The 24,320-nt window shown below is 41.5% G+C and carries 10 protein-coding genes; 4 read left to right on the forward strand and 6 right to left on the reverse strand.

Going from position 1 to position 24,320, the window contains the following annotated elements:
- Positions 1–173: 173 nt before the first annotated feature.
- The 4 genes from DIU38_RS02765 to DIU38_RS02780 form a co-directional block, all read right to left on the reverse strand.
- Positions 174–1,640 (reverse strand): cellulase family glycosylhydrolase, encoded by a 1,467-nt coding sequence (locus tag DIU38_RS02765; protein WP_112656570.1) that lies wholly within the window; start codon positions 1,638–1,640, stop codon positions 174–176.
- A 378-nt stretch (positions 1,641–2,018) separates the two neighbouring features.
- Positions 2,019–3,233: a glycan-binding surface protein gene (locus DIU38_RS02770; RefSeq protein ID WP_112656572.1), complete on the reverse strand. Its 1,215-nt coding sequence runs from the start codon at positions 3,231–3,233 to the stop codon at positions 2,019–2,021.
- Between the two features lie 35 nt (positions 3,234–3,268).
- Positions 3,269–4,885, reverse strand: coding sequence for a RagB/SusD family nutrient uptake outer membrane protein (locus tag DIU38_RS02775; protein WP_112656574.1), 1,617 nt, complete (start codon positions 4,883–4,885; stop codon positions 3,269–3,271).
- A gap of 11 nt (positions 4,886–4,896) precedes the next feature.
- Positions 4,897–8,058 carry a SusC/RagA family TonB-linked outer membrane protein gene (locus tag DIU38_RS02780; protein WP_112656575.1) on the reverse strand — a complete coding sequence of 1,054 codons (3,162 nt, stop codon included), beginning with the start codon at positions 8,056–8,058 and terminating at the stop codon, positions 4,897–4,899.
- 784 nt (positions 8,059–8,842) lie between these two features.
- Here DIU38_RS02780 and DIU38_RS02785 point away from each other — a divergent pair.
- The 3 genes from DIU38_RS02785 to DIU38_RS02795 all read left to right on the forward strand — a co-directional run bounded on the left by DIU38_RS02785 (position 8,843) and on the right by DIU38_RS02795 (position 15,508).
- Positions 8,843–10,426 (forward strand): GH39 family glycosyl hydrolase, encoded by a 1,584-nt coding sequence (locus tag DIU38_RS02785; RefSeq protein WP_112656576.1) that lies wholly within the window; start codon positions 8,843–8,845, stop codon positions 10,424–10,426.
- An 844-nt stretch (positions 10,427–11,270) separates the two neighbouring features.
- Complete coding sequence (locus DIU38_RS02790) at positions 11,271–12,965, forward strand: cellulase family glycosylhydrolase (RefSeq protein ID WP_112656577.1); 1,695 nt, start codon at positions 11,271–11,273, stop codon at positions 12,963–12,965.
- A 194-nt stretch (positions 12,966–13,159) separates the two neighbouring features.
- On the forward strand, positions 13,160–15,508 hold the full coding sequence (locus DIU38_RS02795) for a glycoside hydrolase family 127 protein (RefSeq protein ID WP_112656714.1): 2,349 nt from the start codon (positions 13,160–13,162) through the stop codon (positions 15,506–15,508).
- A gap of 424 nt (positions 15,509–15,932) precedes the next feature.
- Here DIU38_RS02795 and DIU38_RS02800 read toward each other — a convergent pair whose 3' ends face one another.
- Complete coding sequence (locus tag DIU38_RS02800) at positions 15,933–20,039, reverse strand: hybrid sensor histidine kinase/response regulator transcription factor (protein ID WP_149354012.1); 4,107 nt, start codon at positions 20,037–20,039, stop codon at positions 15,933–15,935.
- Between the two features lie 813 nt (positions 20,040–20,852).
- Between DIU38_RS02800 and DIU38_RS02805 the strand changes: the two genes are divergently transcribed.
- Entirely contained in the window at positions 20,853–22,325 is a 1,473-nt protein-coding gene (locus DIU38_RS02805; protein WP_112656582.1) for an RICIN domain-containing protein, read from the forward strand.
- A gap of 438 nt (positions 22,326–22,763) precedes the next feature.
- Here the strand turns inward: DIU38_RS02805 and DIU38_RS02810 are convergent, their stop codons facing one another.
- Positions 22,764–24,317, reverse strand: coding sequence for a RagB/SusD family nutrient uptake outer membrane protein (locus DIU38_RS02810; protein ID WP_112656584.1), 1,554 nt, complete (start codon positions 24,315–24,317; stop codon positions 22,764–22,766).
- Positions 24,318–24,320: the final 3 nt, after the last annotated feature.

Raw genomic sequence — 24,320 nt, forward strand, 5'->3', positions numbered from 1 at the left:
CGGATGAAGAAGGAAAGAAGTAATTAGCCCGTCACTGATGCGGGGGGGTATTGATTTTTACCTTTAGCAAAAAAACTAAAAGGGTATTGAATCCGGCGTTTTTGAAATTAAGTGCTCTAATTTATGTTATACACAAAAATACCCGGGGCCAGTGGAAGCCCCGGGCGTTTTTTTTAATTTGCGCCTTGCTTAATAGCGGTTATCGTACGCTGATCTTTTACAGTATAATTTCTTCTATCCAGGGCACCGCCTGTATCCCAGTAAAATGGCAGCATGCCACGTGTTTTCGCTTGTTTTGTAACATAAAAATTCCAATAGTCTACCGCATCCTCGTGTGTCGGTAAATCTAAAGGAACATGCGCCGTGTTGTCGCGCCTGTAGGCACCATATTCGCCTAAAACAACAGGAATCCCTTTATCAACGAAGTTTGTCTTCATTAGGTTGAATGAGGCGTCGACGTCGCTTTCTTCGCCCCAGGTGGCATTTCGTTCAGGTTCAATAGCCGAGTGGTGCCCTGAGCCCCAATAATAAAACATTTTACCCCAGCTTGCATCATTGTCCAAAAGGCAGCAGAACTGAAAAGGAGAGTAGTAATGTACCTCTACCATCAGCTTGTTTGTCACCTGATCTTTCGGGAGATTGGTCATAAAAGCACTTGTTTTCTCCATATTAGTAGAAGGGCCCTGAAGTACCAATACACGATAGGCATTTTTGCCACCGGTTGATCTGACCGCGTTAATAAAGGTTTGATGATAGGTAGAAAGTATTGCTGTTGCTGCGGCATCATCTGCTGCTGGCTCATTGGCACTGGCAAACATCAAATGCTCGTCAAAATCGCGCATGGCCGTTGCAATTTGTTCCCATAATGCCTTTTGTTTAGCATTAACTGAATCTTGTTTGGCTTGGGTAATGTTATTTTCAAGCCAGCCGCCATCCCAATGGATGTTAAGCAAAACGTACATGTCATTGTTTACGCAATACCCTACTACTTCTTTTACCCTTTTTAGCCAGTTTGGATCTATTTGCGCAGTTGCCGCATTACTTAAATGCCCCATGTTCCAGGCGCAGGGAAGGCGTATAGCATTAAATCCCTGCTGTTTTACAAATTTTACATAATCTTCAGTGATTAGCGGATTGCCCCAGCCTGTTTCGCCGCCGGAAGCTTCCAGGGTATTGCCAATATTCCAACCCAATTTTATTTTCGCGGCAAGCTGAACAGCGTTACTGGTCATCCCGGTTGCATCAGGAGCTATTGGCGAAGTATTGTAATTGGGGAAAAGGTTAGATGTTTGAGATACTTTTAAGGTTCGTGCCTGTCCGTTTGAGGAGTTTATGGTCAAGGTACTGGAACGTGTTGATCCTGTACCGTTTTCTGATAACGTTTTGATATGAATAACAATATTGCCGCTGTTGCCTGAGGTGGTGCTTAACTGCAGCCAGGTAGAGCCTGGATTAACGATATCCCATGTTGCATTACACGAAATAGAAAAATCCTGCGTACCGCCTTCGGGCGTAAAAGTTATTGCTGTTTGGTTTACGGTAAGTTCCGGCGGTGCATTATTCGTTTTTTTACACGAAAAAAACGAAATCAATGCGATTGCTATTAAAAATACTGGTTTTAAGAAAAATGTTTTTTTCATTTTTTAACTGGTTGGTAATAAATTCTTTGTTTGTTTTTGCATGCGATTATTGGGTTAGGTAAGTATTGGAACAATTATGATATGGTCATTTGATGTATGCGGAACAGTTTTTAAAATTTCATGCCGCACATAACATTGTTAGCTTATGTTGTTAAAAAATGCCGGGGCCCTGCTACAACCCCAGGCATTCACTTATTCAACTAACTTTTACTTTTTAATTTAAACTGCTATCAGATTATGAACAGTTATATTAAATTCTTTACCGGAGTTTTCTCCGTATCTCAGCTTTCAGAGTTTTAATATCCAGGCATCAGCTAAAAAAATGCCGGGGCTTGTTAAGACCCCGCGCATTCATTTATAATCAACTAACTCTCTCGCTTATTTAACTCTTACTACTCTGATATTATCAATAGCCGCTTCAAAATTTTGAACAGTACTTGAGCCATCATTAGTAAATGTAACGTTGATGGCCCCGGCTCCTGCTGAACCAAGCAGATCTGAAAGCGTTGGTGCCGGAAAGCCTTTACTGTCAACAAAATTTGACAATGGAATAGTAACTGTTTGCCAGCCCTTGGTAGTAAACGGAACTGTTGCTCCTGTGGAGGTTTTCCATGGATGATAAAGGGCTGAATAATTCCATGAGTAATCTTTTACTATTTGGATAGAGCCGTTTGTCCATGGCTTGGTAACCGATATCTCGAATTTTAAAACATAATGGTTTAAGGTATCTTTCATGTTGGCCTGAGGTATCCATTGCGCCGAGTTTGTATTGATTGACCTGCCGTCATTCCACCAGGATCCATCGCCGGCAGGAACATTTGATGCTTTCATGATCCCATAATAACCGGTGTTGCCGGGGTAGTTTGCCGAGCTGTTGGAAGTGCCCGAACCCCACGAGAAATTATTAATGTTATCATAATTATTCAATACCCCGTTTACAAAATTGTGTATCGAATAAACAGTTGCGGCTTTACCTGATTTTGTTTCAACGCTTACAATACCACCCGTTTGCGTAATGCCTGCAGGCACCGCAAGACTAATGCTTGTACCATCATTTGACGATTTAAAGTTGGTGATATTAATTCCGCCGTAAATGACGCTTTTAACAAAGAAGAAGCTAAGCCCGTTTATTTTAACCGAATCGCCCGGGTTAGCGTCTTCGTTAGAAACGCCTGTAATAGTAGGGGCGGGCGCTACAATAGGGAACGAAAACGTAGTTTGACCATGATTGGTGATGTATTGGATGGTATTCAGCTTATCTGAAGGTACTGTCGGGAACGCAATAACAGCCGGAATGAGGGCGATAGCGCTGGTGTCTGAAAACCAGGCGTCATTAAAAGAGCCTTTTACGCCATCAAAATTGATAGCAAGTGCACCTTTTAAATTTTTACCCGAAATAACTACCCATTGACCGGTACCCACACTGCTCAGTAGCGAATCCCCGGGATGGGCCACATAATTACGGATAGAGGTAATCACAGGAGTCCCTTTTGATGATGATGTTGCATCCTTTTTACAGCCGGATTGCATAAATGCGGCCGCAACAAGCAAGGCAAGCAGCAAACAGCTTTTAATATGATTTAATTTTTTCATGATTTTAAGAATTATCTAAACGATTCTGAATGCAATTAATAATAGGGTACAGGAGCCTCTAACAACTTAGGGTCTGCCGTTTGCTCATTTGCCGGTATAGGCAGCGTAAATGTGTTAACGGTCGGCGGGGTTATGATCAGGCTATTATTAGATGCTTTTTTTACTCCAGTGGCCGGATCATAGCTAAATTGTGAACGCGGTATATATCTGTTATTAGGATCAGGGTCATTTGTAAGGGTTATTTGCTTACTAATTATCGAAATTGCCTTATTAGGGTCGTAATAAGAAAGGCGCACAAGATCAAACCAATACTGGCCTTCAAAGGCCAGCTCAATCCGTCTTTCTTTCATGATGATATCGGGAGTAAGTTGGGTAACAACATCAACACCGGCCCTGCTGCGTACCTGATTAAAGTACAGCAATGCATCCGTGTTAGTGGTTGATGCGTTGTTGCCTAATAAAGCTTCGGCATAAATTAAATATACATCGGCAAGGCGTAATACAGTATTATGCTCGATAGATGACCAAAGGTCCATAGTAGGCGAGTTGTTATCGGCGGCGGTACCTACTATGTGTTTTTTAACGTTTACACCAGTTGCTGTGTAACCTCCACCTGCCGCGTTAAGCTCAGGGTATTTATCACCGGTAAGCATAAATGTAGCTTTGCGGCGTACGGAGTCCTGGGCAGTATACTGGTTTGCAAGATCTATCGTTGGGCCAATTGCGCCGCCCCAGCCGCCGCCGCCGGTAACAAGGCTGCCGCTTGGTGCAAATTGGGCTTGTATGGAATTACCTTGCCCGTAAGGTACTCCAGGCGCCCATTGATAGGCAAATAATGATTCAGAATTGTCATTATACTGTGTCCTGAAAAGATTGTAGTAGCTTGGTAAAAGAGATAAACCGCTGGTTTTGCAAACATTACCAGCATAGTACGCGGCGCTATCCAGATCAGACTGGTTGCGTGAGCCTTTTTGATTTAAACCGGCCCGGGTTAAATAAACTTTTGCCAGCATACCCTGCGCCGACCATGTAGTAACACGGCCAGGCTGATCGGTTCGGGGCAAATTAGCAACGGCGTATCTTAAATCATTGATAATAAACTTGTATACATCCTCAAGCTTATGGCGAGGTACCAGCGGGTTAGCTATCAACTTATCGTTATCTTCTACAATAGGTACAGGCCCCCATAACTGGGCAAGATAAAAATAGGAAGTAGCACGAATAAACCTGATTTCACCAAGCGCGCTTGTTTTACTTTTTACGGCTACGCTATCGGGCATTTTGGTATAAATGGCTTTAAGATTGATGTTGCAATGCGCTATAACGTTAAAAAAGCTTTGCCATGCCGATGTTAGCGTTCCGTTTTGCGGCGTGATGGAAAAGGTAGTAAGCTGAACAAGATCGGCATTGTAAGGCTGTAACATGTTGCCGCTCATGATATCCCCCATACCAAGCAATGGAAAGTTATTCCAGGTAGCCCAGGGCTGTGCGTAAAGTGTAGCTGTAGCCAATCTTAAATCAGAACCGCTTTTGTAAAAGTTATCAGTAGTGATACCGGTTAACGGGGGGCGGTTAAGGTAATCTTTTTTGCAGCTGGTTATCATAATTATGCCGATAACCAGCAGCGCTATATTTATTTTGATACGTTTCATAAATCTTGATTTTAATTGTTTAAGGATACATTAAGGCCAAATGTGTAAACGCGCGGCTGTGCATAATATCCATTATCGATACCGGCTGCTAACGGGTTCCATGAGCCAATCTCAGGATCGTAGCCGGTGTATTTGGTAATGGTGAACACATTGGTTACGTTAACATATACCCTCAGCGATCTTAATTTGATCTTATTTAAAAGGTTATTTGAAAAACTATATCCTAAAGCGATACTTTTACACTTTAAATAGGAACCGTTTTCGACGTATTTGTCGGAAAAGCGCTGGTTATCATTACCACTGCTTTGGCTGATCCTGACGATGTTGGTTGAAGGGTTTGTAATGAATACATTGTTGATATCCGAACTGGAACCGGTTGGATTAATCAAACCGATTTTAGCATAGTTGAAAACAGATGGAAAATAGCCAAAGTTTTGATTAGGGTTATCGCCGTTAACCTTTAACTGGTTATAAACTTTATTGCCATAATTGCCGGCCATAAAAACATTCAGGTCGAAATTTTTATAGCTAAAGCTGTTATTGATGCCAAATTGAAATTTAGGCATGGGCGAACCCAAAAAGGTTTGATCGTTTGCATCAATTTTACCATCGCCGTTAATGTCTTTAAAAATAACATCGCCTACCCAAACACCACCTGAGCCTGGCGTTATAGGTATAGGGCCGCTGCCATTTTGGGGCAAGGCGGTGTATTTTGCAAAGTCGGCGGCGTTTTTGTAAATACCCAGTACCTGGTATCCGTAAAATTCGCCGATTGAACGGCCAACAACAGTTTTGGAAACAGATCCGTAAATTGCCGGGGTGCCGTCAACCAATGCAAGTACTTTGTTGATATTTCGGGTAAAGTTGATGTTGGTGCTCCAGTTAAAATATTTTGACCGGATATTTTGTGTATTAAGTGAAAACTCGAAGCCCTTATTGCTCACCGCGCCAACGTTTACATATGGAGCTTGCACTGCGCCGGGTGAATATCCACCGGCAGCAAATGTGCCTGAATAATACGGTAAGGTAAGGCTAAGCAAAAGGTTGTTGGTTTTGCGGTAATAGACATCGCCCGTTAAACTGATCCTTCCGTTTAACACTGTTGCATCCAAACCAAGGTTATATGATTTTGTAGTTTCCCACTTGATGTTCGGATTACCAGTTGTAGTAGTTATTTGCGAATTACCTGATAAACCGGTGGATATTGTACTTAGAGTTGAACCATAAGCATATTCAGCAATATTTTGATTGTTTACCAATCCGTAACCGAGCCTGAGCTTAAGATCATTAATCGCTTTTACACTTTTAAGAAAGCTTTCGTGGTTAATCTTCCAGGCAAGGGCACCTGAGTATGTGGTATTCCACCGGTTGGCTTCAGCAAATTTCGACGAACCGTCATGGCGGACAGTTGCGGTTAACAAATAGCGGTCGTCATAAGTAAAGTTAGCCCTGCCAAAATAAGCCTCTAATGCGCCCTGTCCCTTAACACCGGTATTGGTTGCAGTTGTGGCGTCGCCGCTGCTGATTGTTTGTACGTTATTACTTGCAAAATTGGTTCGGGTAGCAGATATGCCGCTATTTTTAAGCAACTGGGCTTCATGGCCGGCCACCACATTTACCCAATATTTTTTTGCAAATGTGTGCTGGTAGGTTAAATAATTCGAGATTGAGTTATAGAAATTTTGCGCGCTTGAAGCAGTACCACTGTTATTGCTCTTGGTATAAGCACCCATAACATAACTTGGATTAAAGTAATCTTCAGTTGCAAAGTCGAAATTTCCGGCAACCTCATTGCGCAATGTTAAATCCCTGGTGAATTGGATTTCTGCATAGGCATTGCTGAATAGCTGGTAACGGCTTTTAAAATCTTTTACAATAGTTGCTATTGCAAACGGGTTAGTGCCCACGGCGCCATAAATATTGGGGTCATTACCTCCCCATGTACCATCAGGGTTTTTTACAGCTACGTCGGGCGTTTGATTAAGCGCCTGCAAGATCACACCTGTATTGGAAGTGGTAACATTTTCGGCCACATGCGCCATATTCAAGTTGATACCAACCTTTAACCAATCGGTGGTTTTATTATCGATATTTGCTTTTACCGAAGTCCTTTTAAAATCTGAGCCTAATGCTATCCCTGTTTGTGAAAAATAGGTGCCTGATATATAATATTTTGTCCTGTTATCACCACCGCTGATGGCTAAATTATGGTTTTGCATAGGAGCAGTACGAAACAGCGCTTTTTGCCAGTTGGTACCAGCACCCAGGTATTGAGGATTTGCAAATTGCGGCCGCATATCATAACCGATAATTGCCGATTTTTCATTCATGAAAGTGGCGTACTGCCTTAAATCCATTACATCATAATACTTGGGTAATTTTTGCCAGCCCTGGTATCCGTCATAACTAATTAGCGGAGGGCCTGTGGTGCCTCTTTTAGTGGTAATAATAATTACACCGTTAGATGCCTGCGAACCATAAATAGCGGTTGCTGAAGCGTCTTTTAACACATCTATCGAAGCTATATCTGAGGGGTTGATGCTGGATAAAGGGTTAGTGCCATTGCCTGCAATAGCCGACTGTCCATTCGGTGGGATCTGCACCCCGTCGATCACATATAGGGGAGGGGCGCCTGTAAAACCACCCAAACCGCGGATCTGCACGTTAACGTCACCACCAGGCTGGCCTGATACCTGTTGCACAACTACACCCGCTACCCTTCCCTGTAAGGCCTGGTCAAATGTGGTAGGTTGCGCTTTTAATAGGTCTGCCGCTGTTACTGACGATATAGCCCCGGTAAGGTCATGTCTTTTCCTGGTGCCATAACCAATTACAACAACTTCGTTCAAGTCGCTGGTTGCGGGTTTGAGGGCTACGTTTATAACAGTAGATGAGCTTACGTATATTTGCTGGGAATTATAGCTTATAAAGCTAAAAACCAGCACATCCCCATTTTTTGCATTGATACTGTAGCTGCCATCTGCACCAGATAGTGTGCCCGTTGGCGAATCCTTTACTTTAATGGTTACACCGGGCAGCGGCTGATTATTGTCTGCACTGGTAATTTTACCTGTAATTTTAATACTTTGCGCGTAACCTGTAAGGTTTAACAACAACAAAGTTGTAAACAGCAGTACTACATGTCTTAATCTTTTTCGTAAATCTTTTTCCATGTTAATTGGGGTTCATAATTGTTTGGTTATTTGGTTTGTTTATTTGATTGGTTCGGATATTGATTTATCCTGTCATATTCACATTTTACTCAGTGGAACCGGCGTCGGGGACAGCATCGGGATTTTTACACGAAAGCAAACCGACGTAATGCGGACGGGATATTTACAATAAATCCTGAATTGATTTTTTTAATGGGCTGCCTCGTGAATGGCACAGGCATTAATAATTACGCGTTTTGGCATAATGCTTTAGTTTAAATTAGGTTATTCATAAAATTGGTTATCTCATCTGTCCCTTTGTTCGGGCATCAGACTACGGCATCGGATAGAAGATATGCCGCTTTATGGAGGATGAAATTAGATGGTCAATCGCAATCGATTGTTTACAAATGGGGGTACAAATGTTAATTGAAGTTAACAAATTGATTATGAGGTAATTAAAGTTATTATTATCAATAATATGTGGCAAAACGCCATTGCAGAGCCAGTAATCTTATCAAAAAAGGTAAAAGAGACACGTTTAAGAACAGCTATTGACATTTAAATTTGAAGGTAAAATCGCCGAAAAGTACTAACAAATGCGAAAATAATATCAATTTTAAAAACTGTTGAAGAGACCGGCGAAGGTCATTGCAGATACCATCATCAAAAATTAACATTTGTATCCCTATTTACCAACAATAAGGAGCATGGTGCAACATAAATTTGCAGCCTCTGATATGATATTGCTTAGCTTCGTTTATTGCTGCGTACCAATATTGTAAGCTGAGATATAAAAATCAATATGAAAATCTTACCCATTATTTTAGGAAGCCTTTTTTTTAGTAACGTTTTTGCTCAAGGTAACAACCCGGAAAAAGTAAATCAAGTTAAAAGGGTTATCAACATCGATTTTAAAAAAGAAAAAGGACGTTTTAATAGGTCATTTAATTTTTGTGTAGGAGCAGGGCGCGCAAATGAAGGCTTGCGAGCCGACTGGCAGCAGCAATTGGCCACTGTACAAAAAGAATGCGGTTTTAAATATATCAGGATGCATGGCCTGCTTACAGACGATATGGCTGTTTACCGGGAAGACAGGAATGGTAAGCCGGAATATAATTACCAATACGTTGACGCTTTATATAATTATATTTTAAGTATAGGCATGAAACCGTTTGTTGAACTGGGGTTTATGCCGGGAGCGTTGGCAAGTGGTAATAAGACAATTTTTTGGTGGAGGGGAAATGTAACACCCCCGAAAGACTATAATAAATGGGAAGGTTTAATCCGTAACCTTACTCAGCATTTTACCGAGCGGTACGGAATTGACGAAGTTAAAAAATGGTATTTTGAAGTTTGGAATGAGCCGAACCTCAAAGATGGTTTTTGGACAGGTTCGCAAGATGACTATTTTAAATTGTATCAATACAGTGCGAAAGCGATAAAAAGTGTAAACCCAGCCTATAAAGTAGGAGGGCCGGCTACTGCCGGTGCGGCATGGGTACCTGACATGATAGATTTTTGCAGTAAAAATTCAGTTCCTATTGATTTTATAAGTACCCATGCTTATGGTGTAAAACAAGGCTTTTTGGACGAGTACGGTTCAACCGGTACCGTACTTGACAAAAACAAAGGAAGCGTTAGCGGTGATGTTCGGAATTCACGCAAGCAAATAGAAAACTCCACAATTCCGGGCCTCGAATTACATTATACCGAATGGAGCTCATCTTATACTCCGTCAGATCCCATACACGATAGTTATCACGAAGCGGCATATATACTTGAAAAATTGAAGCAAACCGGATCTGCAGCCAATTCCATGTCTTACTGGACGTTCACTGACATCTTTGAAGAGGCCGGACCACGGTTTACGCCATTCCACGGAGGTTTCGGTTTACTCAATACTCAGGGGATAAAGAAGCCGGCTTTTTTTGCCTATTCTTTTTTAAACAAATTAGGTGAAACAGAAATAACAGATCAGGATAGCTCCTCCTGGGCCTGTAAAAATAAAAAAGGGGATGTTCAGGTGTTGCTTTGGGACTACACTTATACTTTGCCTGATTCTGTCAATAACCAGGCTTACTATGTCCGCGACCTGCCTGCTAAATCAAAAGGAGAGGTTGAATTGGTAATATCCGGTATGCCCAGCGGCAAATATCGGATGGAAATCTATAAAACGGGATATAAGGTAAATGATCCGTACACAACGTACCTGTCTTTCAATAAACCTGATCAATTGACAAAAGCACATGTTGATAAACTAAAAAAGGAAAATAGTGGTGCAGCCGTCTGGCATGAGGATATTACAGTAAATGCATCAGGTAAGGCGTTTAAGAAACTTCCTGTCAGGGAAAACGATGTTGCTTTCATTAATATTGTTAAACTTTAGCAGCCTTCAGTTATCTCATTTTAATACGTCAGCAGATGATACTCATTTAAAAGTATCACCTGCTGGCGTATGCCCGGGTAGTTTGTTAGTTAATTAGCAAAGCTAAACCTCTTACACAGTTATTTTCATCTTCGGCAGCTCAATTAAGCTGGCACGCATATTTATTCGTTTTATATACCGGTTAAAATTCACAATATAGCCTGTCCGCATCGAATTTGGCAATTGGTTTGGCTAATTGGTGAGCAACATTTATTACTGATCGGATATTTTATAAATATCCTTATGACTACTTTAAATAATATTCAGGGTTTCTTTTTTTTTGTTGTATACCTGATTTGAACAATCACCATAGCCATTAAGAAAGTAAGGGAGGTATAAAACCCCAAATTTTGTAGCGGCGAACCCACGGACATGGTCACGGCTGTTTCTTCTATTTTGCTAATCATTTAAAGTAGGTTGAGGTATTAATAATATTACTAAATTACTATTATTTACAACTTAAAGGAGTGAAATGAATTAGTTTTATTTAAATTACTATAGTAGGGCTTAATCTCAGTTGATAATAATTTCCGTTATATTTTATCTTGAATTATATCTATAGTATTCAAGATTATAGTCACCAGTATCATATTTTCTTTTAAATTAAACATTCAGTACCCTATTTATTTACTTTTGTGGCCTTTTCGGCCTATATATTTGGCTCCCAAACCAATAGCATAAGAGAGGCTTTAACCAAAAAATAACCTGCACTGATTTAAAACAGAAGCGCAATCGCTAAAATGACGTTTGTTTATGCGCTCTGTTTAATTGTTCTTTTTTGCTATAAACCAATTAATATTAAAATATGAGAACACTTAACTATTTTTTCGGCGTAGCCGCGATTTTATTGTTTACCCGGTGCCAAAAGCAACAAATTGCCAGTCCGGTTGTTAAGCCGCCTGTTTCCAAAGCAGTTAAAACATTGGCTATAACCAGTTATCCAAATTACGATACGTCGCCTCTTGCGCCTGATCAAACGGGGGTAACCAGTACAGCCGCACAGCTTGCAGCAAAGTTTCAATTGGGGTGGAATATAGGTAATACGCTGGAAGCAAGTGGATCAGAAACTGCCTGGGGCAATCCATTAGTTACACAGGCACTTATCGACGGAGTAAAGAAAGCCGGTTTTACGGCAATTCGTATTCCCTGCGATTGGGATCAGTATTCTAACCAAACCACGGGGCAAATTCAGCAATCATGGCTCAACAGGGTGCAGCAGGTTATTCAATATTGCGTTAACGACGGTTTGTATGTGATATTAAATATACATTGGGACGGCGGGTGGCTGGAAAATAATTGCACTACTGCAGCACAGGCCGCAGTTAATGCCAAACAAAAAGCTTTTTGGGAGCAAATAGCCACGCAAATGCGCGGTTTTGACGAGCATGTGATATTTGCCAGCGCCAATGAACCCAACGTATCAGATGCTACAGGAATGAGTGTGCTGCTTTCATATCATCAAACGTTTGTTAACGCGGTCAGGTCAACCGGGGGGCGTAACAGTTACAGGGTGCTCCTTATCCAGGGGCCGGGTACTAACATTGATAATACCAACAGTTTAATGAATACCTTGCCTACAGATCCGGCATCCAATCGACTGATGGTCGAAGTGCATTATTATACTCCCTTTAATTTTGCCGGTTTGTCATCAGATGCAAGCTGGGGCAGCATGTTCTATTATTGGGGCAATGGCTACCATTCTACAACGGATGCTTCAAGGAATCCCACCTATGGTGAAGAGTCGGATGCCGTTGCGGAGTTTCCTTTGATGAAGTCTAAGTTCATTGATAAGGGCATTCCGGTGATATTGGGCGAATATGGAGCTATCCGCCGGTCCACAACACTGACGGGAGATGCGTTAACATTGCATCTTGCAGGCAGGGCGTATTATCTTAATTATGTTACCCATAAAGCATTACAATATGGCTTGCGTCCGTTTTATTTTGATGACGGCGCGACAGGTAATAATGCATTCAGGCTCATGAGCAGGCAAACTAACGGAGCGGCCGATCAACAAGGTTTAGCCGCAGTAATACAGGGCGGGCAAAACAATACATCTTCATCGATCCAGGTTGGGCAGGTTTACCAGATTTACAGCAGAAACAGTTTTAAAGCCCTGGAATTTGCCGGCTGGGGCACTGCAAATCAAACACAGGCCGACCAATGGGACTATTTAGCAGGGGCAAACCAGCAATTTAAAGTAGAAGATGCGGGAGGCGGTTATTACAGGCTTACTCCAATGCATGCAACCGAAAAATGCCTCGAAGTTTATGGTTTGAACACAGCTGACGGAGGACAGGTAGACCTGTGGGATTACTATGGCGGCGCAAATCAAAAATGGTCAATTCAGCTAACAGACAATGGATATTATAAAATCATCAATGCCAATAGTGGGAAAGCTTTGGATGTTAACGGGGCTTCGCTTAATAACGGTGTAGCTGCTGTTCAATGGACCTATTCTGGCGGGCGTAACCAGCAATGGGGCTTTGTGAAAATATAATGTAACCCTTAAAAAAACTTATATCTTTTTCTTTCTTCACAAAAAGCATGAAAGATGCGCCGCGATATAAGGGTAGTTGACATTTAAAAACGAACAATAATGTAACGGCCTTCAAATTAGCGATTTGAAGGCCGTTTATCTTTTTATTGTTATTTCAACACTTAATGATGTATCTTGCCGATGAAAACCCAATTATGAAACGCGTCGCTTTTTTATTAATTCTTAGCCCATTTTTGCTGTGGGCGCAACAAAAGCAGGTTGTCAAAAGCTTCCCTCTACAAGATGTCAGGCTATTACCGGGGATTTTTAAAGAACAGGAGCGGACAGACCTCAACTATATGCTTGCCCTGCAGCCGGACCGCCTGCTTGCACCTTTTAGAAGAGAGGCGGGGCTGCCACAAAAAGCCAAAAGTTATACAAATTGGGAAAATTCGGGCCTGGATGGGCATATCGGTGGCCACTATCTTTCTGCCCTGGCCATGATGTATGCTTCCACCGGTGATAACCGTATGCGCCAGCGCCTTGATTACATGATCAATGAGCTTAAATTGTGCCAGGACAAAAACGGTGACGGATATTTGGGTGGCGTGCCTGGAAGCCGCGAACTTTGGCCCCTGGTAATGAAGGGTGATTTTACAGATTTCAATAAGAAATGGGTGCCTTTCTATAATATTCATAAAGTATTTGCCGGGCTGCGCGATGCATGGCTGTATGAAAATAATCAAACAGCAAAAGTCATGCTGATTAAACTGGCAGATTGGTTTTACAATATCAGTACAGCACTTAGCCAGTCACAAATGCAGCAACTGCTTGGGAATGAGCACGGAGGTGTCAATGAGGTACTGGCAGATGTATACGGCATCACCGGTGAAAAGAAATACCTTGACGCGGCCTACAGTTTCTCTCACCAGGCTCTCCTTCAGCCGCTTGAAAAAGGTCGGGATAAACTGGATAATTTACATGCAAATACGCAGATCCCCAAAGTGATAGGTTTTAAGCGGATTGCTGATTACAGCGGTGATACCGCTTACAATCATGCTGCGACGTTCTTTTGGCAAACCGTGGTACATCATCGGTCGGTAGCAACAGGTGGTAACAGCGTAAGGGAACATTTTAACCCTGCTACAGATTTCTCAACCATGATTTCCGGTGTTGAAGGACCTGAAACATGCAATACCTATAACATGCTTAAGCTTACCGAAGATCTGTACAGGTCAGATCCGGATATTGCCTATATCGATTATTACGAACGGGGGTTGTATAATCATATCCTTACAACCCAGCGGCCAGGCAAAGGCGGTTTTGTTTACTTTACACCGATGCGCCCCGGGCATTACAGGGTGTACTCCCAGCCACAAACAAGCATGTGGTGCTGCGTTGGCTCCGGTATGGAAAATCATTCAAAGTATGGTGAAATGATCTACAGCCATTCAGATAACGAGCTATATGTTAATCTGTTTATTCCGTCTCAGCTTATATGGAAGCAAAAGGGCTTGCAACTTAAGCAGGAAACCGTGTTCCCTGACAAGGAAACAACCACGCTGAAGATTTTGAAGACTGGCAATAGTGCATACGGGATAAACATCAGGTATCCGTCATGGGTAAAAACCGGTGCACTTTCAATTAACATCAATGGCCGGCCTGTTCAAGTTACAGCGCAGCCGTCATCATATGTGCAGCTAAAAAGAAAATGGCAGAGAGGGGATATCATCACCGTCCAATTACCGATGCAGACGACGACGGAGAAACTTCCCGACGGCTCCAATTATGAAGCCGTATTGCATGGCCCGATCGTGCTTGCTTCAGTGATTGATACAATTGCCCAAAAAGGCCGCGAGGCCGATGATAGCAGGATGGGCCACGTTGCTGGGGGCAACCTGTATAAGCTTACAGATATGCCGGTTTTTGTAAGCGATTCTGCTAATGATGCCCAGATGATAGTTGGTGATAAAAATAAGCCGATGTCCTTTACTGCCGAGCGGCTAATATACCCGGTTAAATACCGAAACCTGAAGCTGGTGCCGTTTTATAAAATCCAGGATGCCCGTTATGTAGTGTACTGGCGAAAAGAATCGGCCAGGGGCTTTGACGAATTGCAGGCTAAGTTAGCGGAGGAGGACGCGAAGGAAGCAAAACTGGCTGCCAATACTATCGATATGGTAACTCCGGGCGAACAACAGCCCGAATCAGATCATTTCATGGAAAAAGAGAATTCTTTTGCCGACGTTAATTTCAACAGGCACTTCAGGGCTGCTACAGGCTGGTTTAGCTATAAGCTGACTGATAAAGATAAAGCAGCAAAAAAGATTAGTGTTACGTATTTTGGGACGGAAAGGAACCATAAATTCACCATTTTTCTAAATGAGCAGGAACTGGTGAAAGTTGATTTAAAGGACGGTAAGCGTGACGCTTTTTATACCGTTGAATATGACCTGCCTGTAAATTTGAAATACAACGCAGACCAAAGTCTTCGGGTAAAATTTCAGGCGGATAAGGGTGCAATGGCCGGGCCTGTTTATGAAATACGACTTTTGAATAATTGAGGACTTAAAACCATTCCAAGCCATTGCAATAACAGGATCGGTTCACTATTGTCTGGTAAAATGTTTTCGATACATATAAATACTATTCAGGGCCTCAAAAAGGCCCTTTTTTGTGTGCTTTTCAGAAGTATGCCCCTGTTTTACCTAAAATTATTCTTGCCTTTAGAACCCGGCTGTCCGGAACCTTACCACATAATATTCATCACGTTTCTTGTAAAGCGTATAGGACTAAGTAAGCAGTATTGTTTTGCTTTTCCGTCGGGAAACGGTTTACCGGGCGGCTTTTATCGCGATATTTCTTCAAAAAAAGTAAAGTATAATCAAACGCATATGAGCGGGGGATAGGTTTAAAATAGCCCAATAACTACCGGCTAAGATTAAGTTTAACTTTTTTAAAAAGGTAAACAAGGCAGGTATTACAGGTTTATTTTTCTTTCGGCCCCTGATTAACCATGGCGTTTTTAAAATTCTTCCTGAATTTTTTGATGTATTCAGATGGTTTTAAATCAAACACCTTTTTAAACTGCTCACGAAAATATTTTATATCTTTTATTCCAACAGCATAAGCGGTTTCCAATATATTTAAATCGCTGTGAACAAATAGCTGCGCGGCTTTTCTTAACCTGATAGCTCTTATGAAGCTATTAGCTGGCTGGCCTGAAATCATTTTGATTTTTTTGTAGATACCCGAATAAGACATATTTAATTCGGAGGCTAAGGATTGCAGATTAAAATCAGGATCAGTTATATGATCTTCCACAATACGGATACAGGAATCCAGAAATCTTTTGTACTCGATAGAGATAGTGTGCGGGTTATTATTCAGCGTAATTTCATTATAAAAGTATTGCTGAAGTGTATTTCGGGTTTTAAGCAGCCCGCTAACCCGTGCTTTCAGGATATCTTTATCAAAAGGTTTTCCAATATAATCGTCGGCCCCCCCTTCAATACCTTTTAATTTAATTTCATTTGATGCACTGGCGGTTAATAAGATCACGGGAACATGAGATGTTGTTATGTTCTCTTTAATAGCGGCGCAAACTTCTATCCCGGTCATGCCCTGCATCATCACATCGCATATGACTATATCCGGCCACTGCTCATTAATAATTTTGATTCCATCCTCACCATTTGGCGCTACAAGAACATTATATTCAAGTTTAAATATCTGGCGGAGATACTCTCTCATATCCTCATGGTCATCGATGATTAACAGTGTTTTGAGGTCAGACACTATTACTTCCTCTCCCGGCTCTGCTGCGGGTACTATATCATTGGCTGTAGTTTCAGAATCGATCAACTCTTTTAAAAACTCAGAAGTAGCTGTTGGTTGTTCTGAGATGACCTGATCTTTTAAATGCGATTTCCCTTTTTTTAAAGTGATTGTAAAAGCTGTCCCTTTTCCCGCTTCGCTGTGATATTCAACAGTTCCGGCCTGACGCTCTACAAAATTTTTAACAAGATAAAGTCCAAGGCCAAACCCTCCGTTTGACGTACTGGCCAAATCAGACACCTGGTAAAACCGGCTAAAAAGTTTTTCGCCAACTTCAGGTGGGATTCCACAGCCGGTATCTTCAACGATTATTGAAACTGTCTGTTCAAATTCCCCTGCACAAACACGAATTGTACCGAGTTTTGGAGTGAATTTCATCGCGTTTGAGAGCAAGTTAAACAGCACGATCTCTGTTTTTTCCCGGTCGATATAAACATTCAAACAATCGGTTGGTGATATGAATTCAAGTTGAATGTGTTTTCTTTTTGCTTCATGTACAAAGCATAAATAAACCTCCCTGCATAAATCGATTATATTAACATTACTTATCCTCAATTGATCAGATTCCGATTCGGCCTTTTTGAAAAGCAGCAACTGATCTACTAAACCTAATAACCGGCGTGCGTTCCTGTAAACGATGGTTAAATTGGAGGTATCTACCGTCTTCTTTTCATTATATAAAAGTTCCTTAATAGGATTAATGATCAACGTTAATGGTGTTCTGAACTCATGCGAAATATTGGTAAAGAAGGCGAGCTTTCGCTCGCTGAGCTCCTTTTCCTTTTCGCTTTCATAATGTGCTATCTGGATTTCATATTTTAATTTAGCCTGACGGTCCCGGTATAAAAGATACAGGTAAACTACCCCGCCAATGATTATGGCATAAATTGTATATGCCCACCAGGTACGGTACCATGGCGGCGAAATAATGATGATCAGGGATTTGGGCGTCTTGTTCCAGATACCATCATTATTACTTGCTATAACTTTAAATATATAAGTTCCGGGATTAAGGTTGGTGTAAGTAACCCTTCGTTGGTTACCGTTAAAATTCCATTTTTCGTCAAAGCCTTCCAGTTTATACCTATAACTATTTTTTTCCGGATGAGTATAATTAAGCGAAACAAATTCAATTGAAAATACATTTTGATCATAATTAAGAAAGGCAGTATCTGTTGTACCAACAGGTCTTTTCAACGGTGAATCAGTACCCGGTTTTACAGATTTATTAAACACCTGAAAATCGGTAAAGTAAACCGGTGGGATTTTATCGTTCAATTCAATTTTTGACGGATCGAATACCACGACACCTGAATTTCCCGCTAAATAAATTTGCCCATCTGCAGATTTGTAAATAAGCGAATGCGAAAATACGCCGTCGCCCTCATCAAAGTTAGTTATGGCTAATGTTTGGGGTGTAAACTTTGATACCCCCGTGGCAGAATTGATCCAAAGATTTCCCACCTCATCTTCAACTACACTGTTGAAAACGTTGCTTGCAAATCCATTTTTACGTGAATAAACAATAAAAGAATCGGTTTCCGGAGCATATTTGTTTAATCCGTCGGCTGTGCAGATCCAGATGTTCTTTTTGCTATCCTCAAATATGCAATGCACAATATTATTACTGAGGCTGCCTGCAATTTTATCATTATAAGTATAGTGGTGAAAAACCCCGGTTTTAGGATCAAAACGATCAACACCGTTTCCGCTTGTTCCGATCCATACATTGCCTTTGCTATCTTTTAAAAGATTATAAATATGGTTACTCGCAATTGAATTGGGGTTCCTGTCGTCATTATAATAATGTTTAAATTGCCGTGTTTCTTCATGGTAAATCTTTAAACCGGCATCTGTGGCGAGCCAATATTCGAGAGGCCTTACTTCAAGAATATCCCTGAAAACATCTTCATTAAAAAAATTACTCAGGGCCGAATGGTGAAAATGATGGATAAACCTATTGTTGCTGCTGTCAAATTTATCGAACCCATTTTCGGTTGCTGCCCATAGCGCCCCCTCATTGTCTAAATATATTTTACCAACCTGGTTACTGCTGATACTTGAGGGATTATTGGTATGTTGATATAACTTTGTCGTCTTCTTCAGTAAATCAAACTTATAAAGCCCTTCGTTGGTAGCCAGCCACAACATATTGCCTTGCAATAACATACTTTTTGCTTCGCGGGGCGCGATTGATAAGGGGATGAAACGGAATTTATATTGTGTAAAATCAACTTTTGTTAAGGCGTCTTTGCCACAAAGCCACATAATACCGGCCCCATCATTATAAACATATCCATCCGCAGTACTATTAATATCGCCAATCTTTCGCCATTGGCCATTACCCTTATTTATAAAATAGAACCCGCCGTTACTTCCAACAACTAAGGTGGAGTCATTAGCCTTATCAATGCTAAAAGCTCCTACGTTGATATTATCGTGACTTGAAAACCGGGTATATTGCTGGATTTTAGGATTAAAACAAAAAAGGCCGCTCCAATAGGTACCCACCCAAATGCAACCTTTTTTTTGATCGTAAAAAAGGCTCCAAATATCATTGGGGCTTTTTTTAAGCTGAGATTCAGTCTGCGGATAATTGCTGAAATGTTTACTTACCTTATCGAATTTATTTAATCCACCATTCCAGTTTCCCAGCCACAGGTTTTTTTTATCATCCTCAACAATTGCATTTACCGACTTGCCTTTTATTGAAAATCGATCATTCTGATTGGGTTTATAACTAACAAAAGATCGCTTATTTGACACGTATTGATTAAAACCATCATCCGTCCCTATCCATATTGTTCCTTCTCTGTCGCAGAAGATCGAAAAAATCTTATTATTACTTACCGACTCTTTGATCTTATCGCTATGATAAAATCGTTCAAACTTCTCAGTATTGGGATCTAAAATGTTTAAGCCGTCCATGGTGCCAACCCATATCTTTCCGTTCTTGTCTTCGGCCAGCGCACTGATAAAATTTGAACTTATACTCGCAGTGTTTCCTGGAATATTCACTAAACTTTCAAAAGTGTAGCCGTCAAACTTACAAAGCCCGTTATCCGTCCCTATCCACATATACCCCCGGCTGTCTTTAAGTGCCACTGTTACATTTTCAGATGGCAGGCCATCATGAGTGGTATATGATTTTAATGCAAAATTCCTTGCATCGTTAGTTGGAAAAGTTACCGGAGCCTGCGCGTTCACAACACTGACAAACAGAAGATTAATCAGAAAAAACAAGACAACTTTACGCATAAATCCGTTATCATTTTTAATTAGGCAAATTTTACACTATAAACCAGTTATCGCCGCTTGGCTTAGGCAGGCCATGCATTTAATATTGTACTTAATACACTTGTAACCTTCAACAATTCGGCAATGTAAAAACAGAGTTTGTTGGCTGTGCCACAAGTGCCTGCAAATAATTTTCTAATATCCAGGTATTAGATGTTCATTTGATGAATTTTCCTGTAAGGCCAATAGGCATCAAAAACTCATTTAATGCTCATTAAAATGATTCATCAATTCGCTTAACTTTTGGCAGAGCCTGTCATATAATGCTGGAATACTAAGTTTATAAGGCATCCAAATGTAAATAATTATTAATTGTATTTATAACAATAATTAAGAGCAAAAGGCATTCGTTGAATCGGCGAAAAGGCAAATTAAAAGCTGTGCTATTGTAATAAACCCTGATAAAATGCCACTTTATCCCCTCAATATTGAGGCTTTACCCCCTTTTCAATTCCTACTTTTTAAAAGAAATTTAGGACAACCATATAAACACGGATTTTCATCCTCCGACATTACGTATAGCCATTTTTAATGGCTAATTAAATTACTGACGGTTACATGCCGCAGTGATTGACAGTTAATTATCGGCAGAAAATCTATTGTTCAAAACATCTGCCATGATAATATTTGATTTGAGCCCGAATATGCATTCGGTCAGTTCACTGCCGACCGATATAATTCCCTTCATATTAACGCTGGGAAGGGCCCCGCCGTAATTAAAAATTAAAACCGATTGATCAAAAGAGCTACTTATTTAACACCTGATATAAAATTATGAGAAAAAATTTAACTACCGGGGCATTATGCTGCCTGTTAGCCCTGGCCATGGGTTGTTCTAAAAACCCTATTCAAAAAGGCGCTGACCTATCAGGCCAGAAATTTGGAAAACAATCATTTGCCCTTTCAACTACCAATACAAACGGTTTCAGGGGTATAAACTGGGCCGACCCTAACGGAAACGAGGGAGATGGGAGGGTTGTATTGCCCAGTGGTATGACAACATCGCTTACCGCTACACAGGCTGCTACGTTGGCCACTAATATATCCAGTGCCGTTAAAACAAGCGGCGGCACCACCATCAGGATGCCGATAAACCCCTGGACTGCCTCAAGCTCAACTTATTGGCCGGTTTACCAGGCTGCAATTAACGCGGTTGTGGCAAACGGCTGTAAAGTAATACTTTGTTACTGGCCGGTTGGGGTACACCATGTACCTGATACTGCACAATGGCATACCATGTGGGCAACAGTTAATAATGTATATAAAAACAATACATCGGTATTATATGAACCTATCAACGAGCCGGTTGATTATTCAAGTACCGACCTGAACAACTTATATGCTGGTTTCTTAACCACTTACAGCCCGGCCGATGGAAAATGTATCCTTGATGGTACCGGGTATGCCGCCGACGTAACTGCGGTTGGTGCCGATTCAAGGTTAGCCAACCAGTATCTTGGACTGCATTGCTACTGGTGGTTCTGGGGCTCATACAATGTTTGGTCAAGCTACTATAATATCATGTCGGCCCGTACAGGTTCATACGCATCTCGTACTATAGTTACCGAGGTTGGTATTGAAACATTCAGGAACATGAGCTTCTGGTGGCAATGGGATACCGGCGTATATGTTGACCAGGCATTCCTGACCGGATCGCTTGCCTATGCCAAGGATAATTCAATGGGAACAATAGCATGGTCCGGAGTTAATGACATTGATACCTATCGCTGGTATACAGCAAATAATAACCTTACCGAGGTTAGCCCAGGTACTGCCAATATGTTCAGGTGGTCATGGAAGCTTACCGCTGCACCCGTATGGATAGGGCCGGTTGCCGACGGGCGATATCAACTTCAAAACCGCGCATCGGGCCTTATGCTTGATAACCTGGGCAGTACAACAGATGGCGCAGCTGTGGCTCAATGGGCATCAGGAACAAGCAATAACCAGAAATGGAATATAAGCTACACTGCCGGTTATTATACTTTAAGTTGTGTTACCGGAAAAGAATGTCTTGATGTGGGTACTAATACCTTAGATGGATCAAATGTTTTACAATATGTAGTAGGCACGAGTACAAACCAACGTTGGTCGTTTGTTTCAACCGGAGATGGCTATTATAGGGTAATTAATCTAACCACAGGCAAATGCCTTGATACCGGAGGTTTAACTGCCAATGGATCAGCTGTACAGCAGTGGCCACAGGGTTCAAGTTATAACCAGCAATGGAAACTTATTGCTCAATAGAACATATTTAATTGCCAGGGTAAGCACTCCGCTTTAGTTTAGAAACACATTGTTGAAGGCTGTCTCAAAAGGACGGCCTTTTTTAGTTTTCAATCAATTCATAATTACAGAGATTCTAAATTCGTCGGGCTTTCAAAGCCGTTTCTTAAAATAAGTGAAAAGTGTGTCCATCATATCTCAATGGCTGTTTAAATTTTGTTTGAGAAGGCTTTACATAGAGCGGCATCACATTCGGAAATCATTCTTTTTAACCTGCCATACTCCGATCTTTCACTAACAGGGCGTAGAATTTTCAATAAGATACAAGATAGATGCATTATAAAAGCATTTATAAAACGAAAACCCTCGATAGGTTGCCGTAACCGGTAGTCCTATCGAGGGTTGTATAGTTAAAGAGGGGGGGCAATCACATCATTTAATGATGTAATGTCCGGAGTCCTAATATCCCGGATTGTTAGGCAACAATTTTTTATTAATATCAATATCAGCCTGAGGAATAGGCCAAAGCCACCCTTTACCAGCGTCAAATGTCCTGGTCTCTAACTTAACCTGGCTAAATTTCCAGGTAGATGGGCTTGCCGGGTTCTTTAACAACGATTTGTCGTAACCATACACGTCATGAACAAGGGATTGATCTTTCCATCGTAACATATCTGCATACCGGGTGCCTTCCATAAAGAACTCTACCCTACGCTCGTGGCGCAAAACGGCACGTAATTGTGCCTGGCTTAAACCGGCTCCTTCCACACTTTCTACCGTTGGCATATTTACCCTTGCCCGTACCTGGTCAATGAGTGTATAAATTTCGGGTGCAGTACTTCCGGATTCAATCAAGGTTTCTGCACGGATCAGTAGTACATCTGCATAACGCATCAGGATTGTATTTAAAGAGCAATTATTCGGGTCGGCAATACCAATTGCTGCGTATTTACGCGGACGGGCCCCTGACGGAACTACATCAGTGGCGGGGATGTAAGTAGTTGAACCCCACTGAGAGCCGGGCAACACCACTGAAGCAGCCAGTCTTGGGTCGCGATTAACATAGGGATTTTGCGAATTGTACCCAGAAGCCGAATTGGTAATTGGCAATCCATTGGTCATGTAATATGAATCGATCAGATCGGTGGTAACATTTGGTGTTGGCCAAACGCTCAAAGATAGGGCAGATGATGGCCAGGGTTGTGGCTGGGTGGTTGGAATATATTGGATATCAAAAATTACCTCGCTGTTATTTTCATGCGCTTCATCAAATAATAAACCATAATTTGGATATAAACTATAGGCTTTAAGATCAATCACATCCTGCGCTGCCTGCGCAGCATCGGCCCATTTTCCGTTATACAAAAGCACTTTTGCTTTATAGGCCAGGGCAGCGCCCTTTGTTGCACGGCCCACATCAGAACCCGAATAAGAGGTTGGCAGTGCGGCAGCTGCATCTGTAAAGTCGGTTACAATTTGGGTAAGTACAGTGGCTTTGGCCGTTCTTGAAACATATGCATCTGAAAGTGTTTGAACCTGAGTAATTAAAGGTACATCGCCGAAATAAGCAATCAGATCAGCATAGGCATATCCACGTAAAAACTTTGCCTCTCCCGCCATCTGGCTTTTTACAGTAGCATCAATGCTTGCAGCAGCAACATCCTTAAGGAACTCGTTGGCCCTTGAAATGATGGCGTAATCCTGCGTCCACTTAGCGTATGGGGCCCAACTGTTGGATGTTGTTTGCCATTCCCCCACTTCCTTCGAACCCTGCCACGCATCCTGGCAATAGGCATTATCGGATTCAAAATCAAACTGAAAAAATTGTGCCGGCGTTGCATTGGGCTGTAACGCATTGTAAATACCCACCAGGGCCATTTTTACCTGGGTTTCATTCTGGTAGAATGTTGATGGTGATAAGCGGTCATTTGGGGTCTTGTCCAACAGACCTTTCTTGCAGCTTGCAAGATTAATAACAGCTAATACGGTTAAGACTTTATATATACTTTTCATGAT

Source organism: Mucilaginibacter metallidurans, assembly GCF_003286435.2.
Taxonomy (GTDB): domain Bacteria; phylum Bacteroidota; class Bacteroidia; order Sphingobacteriales; family Sphingobacteriaceae; genus Mucilaginibacter; species Mucilaginibacter gossypii.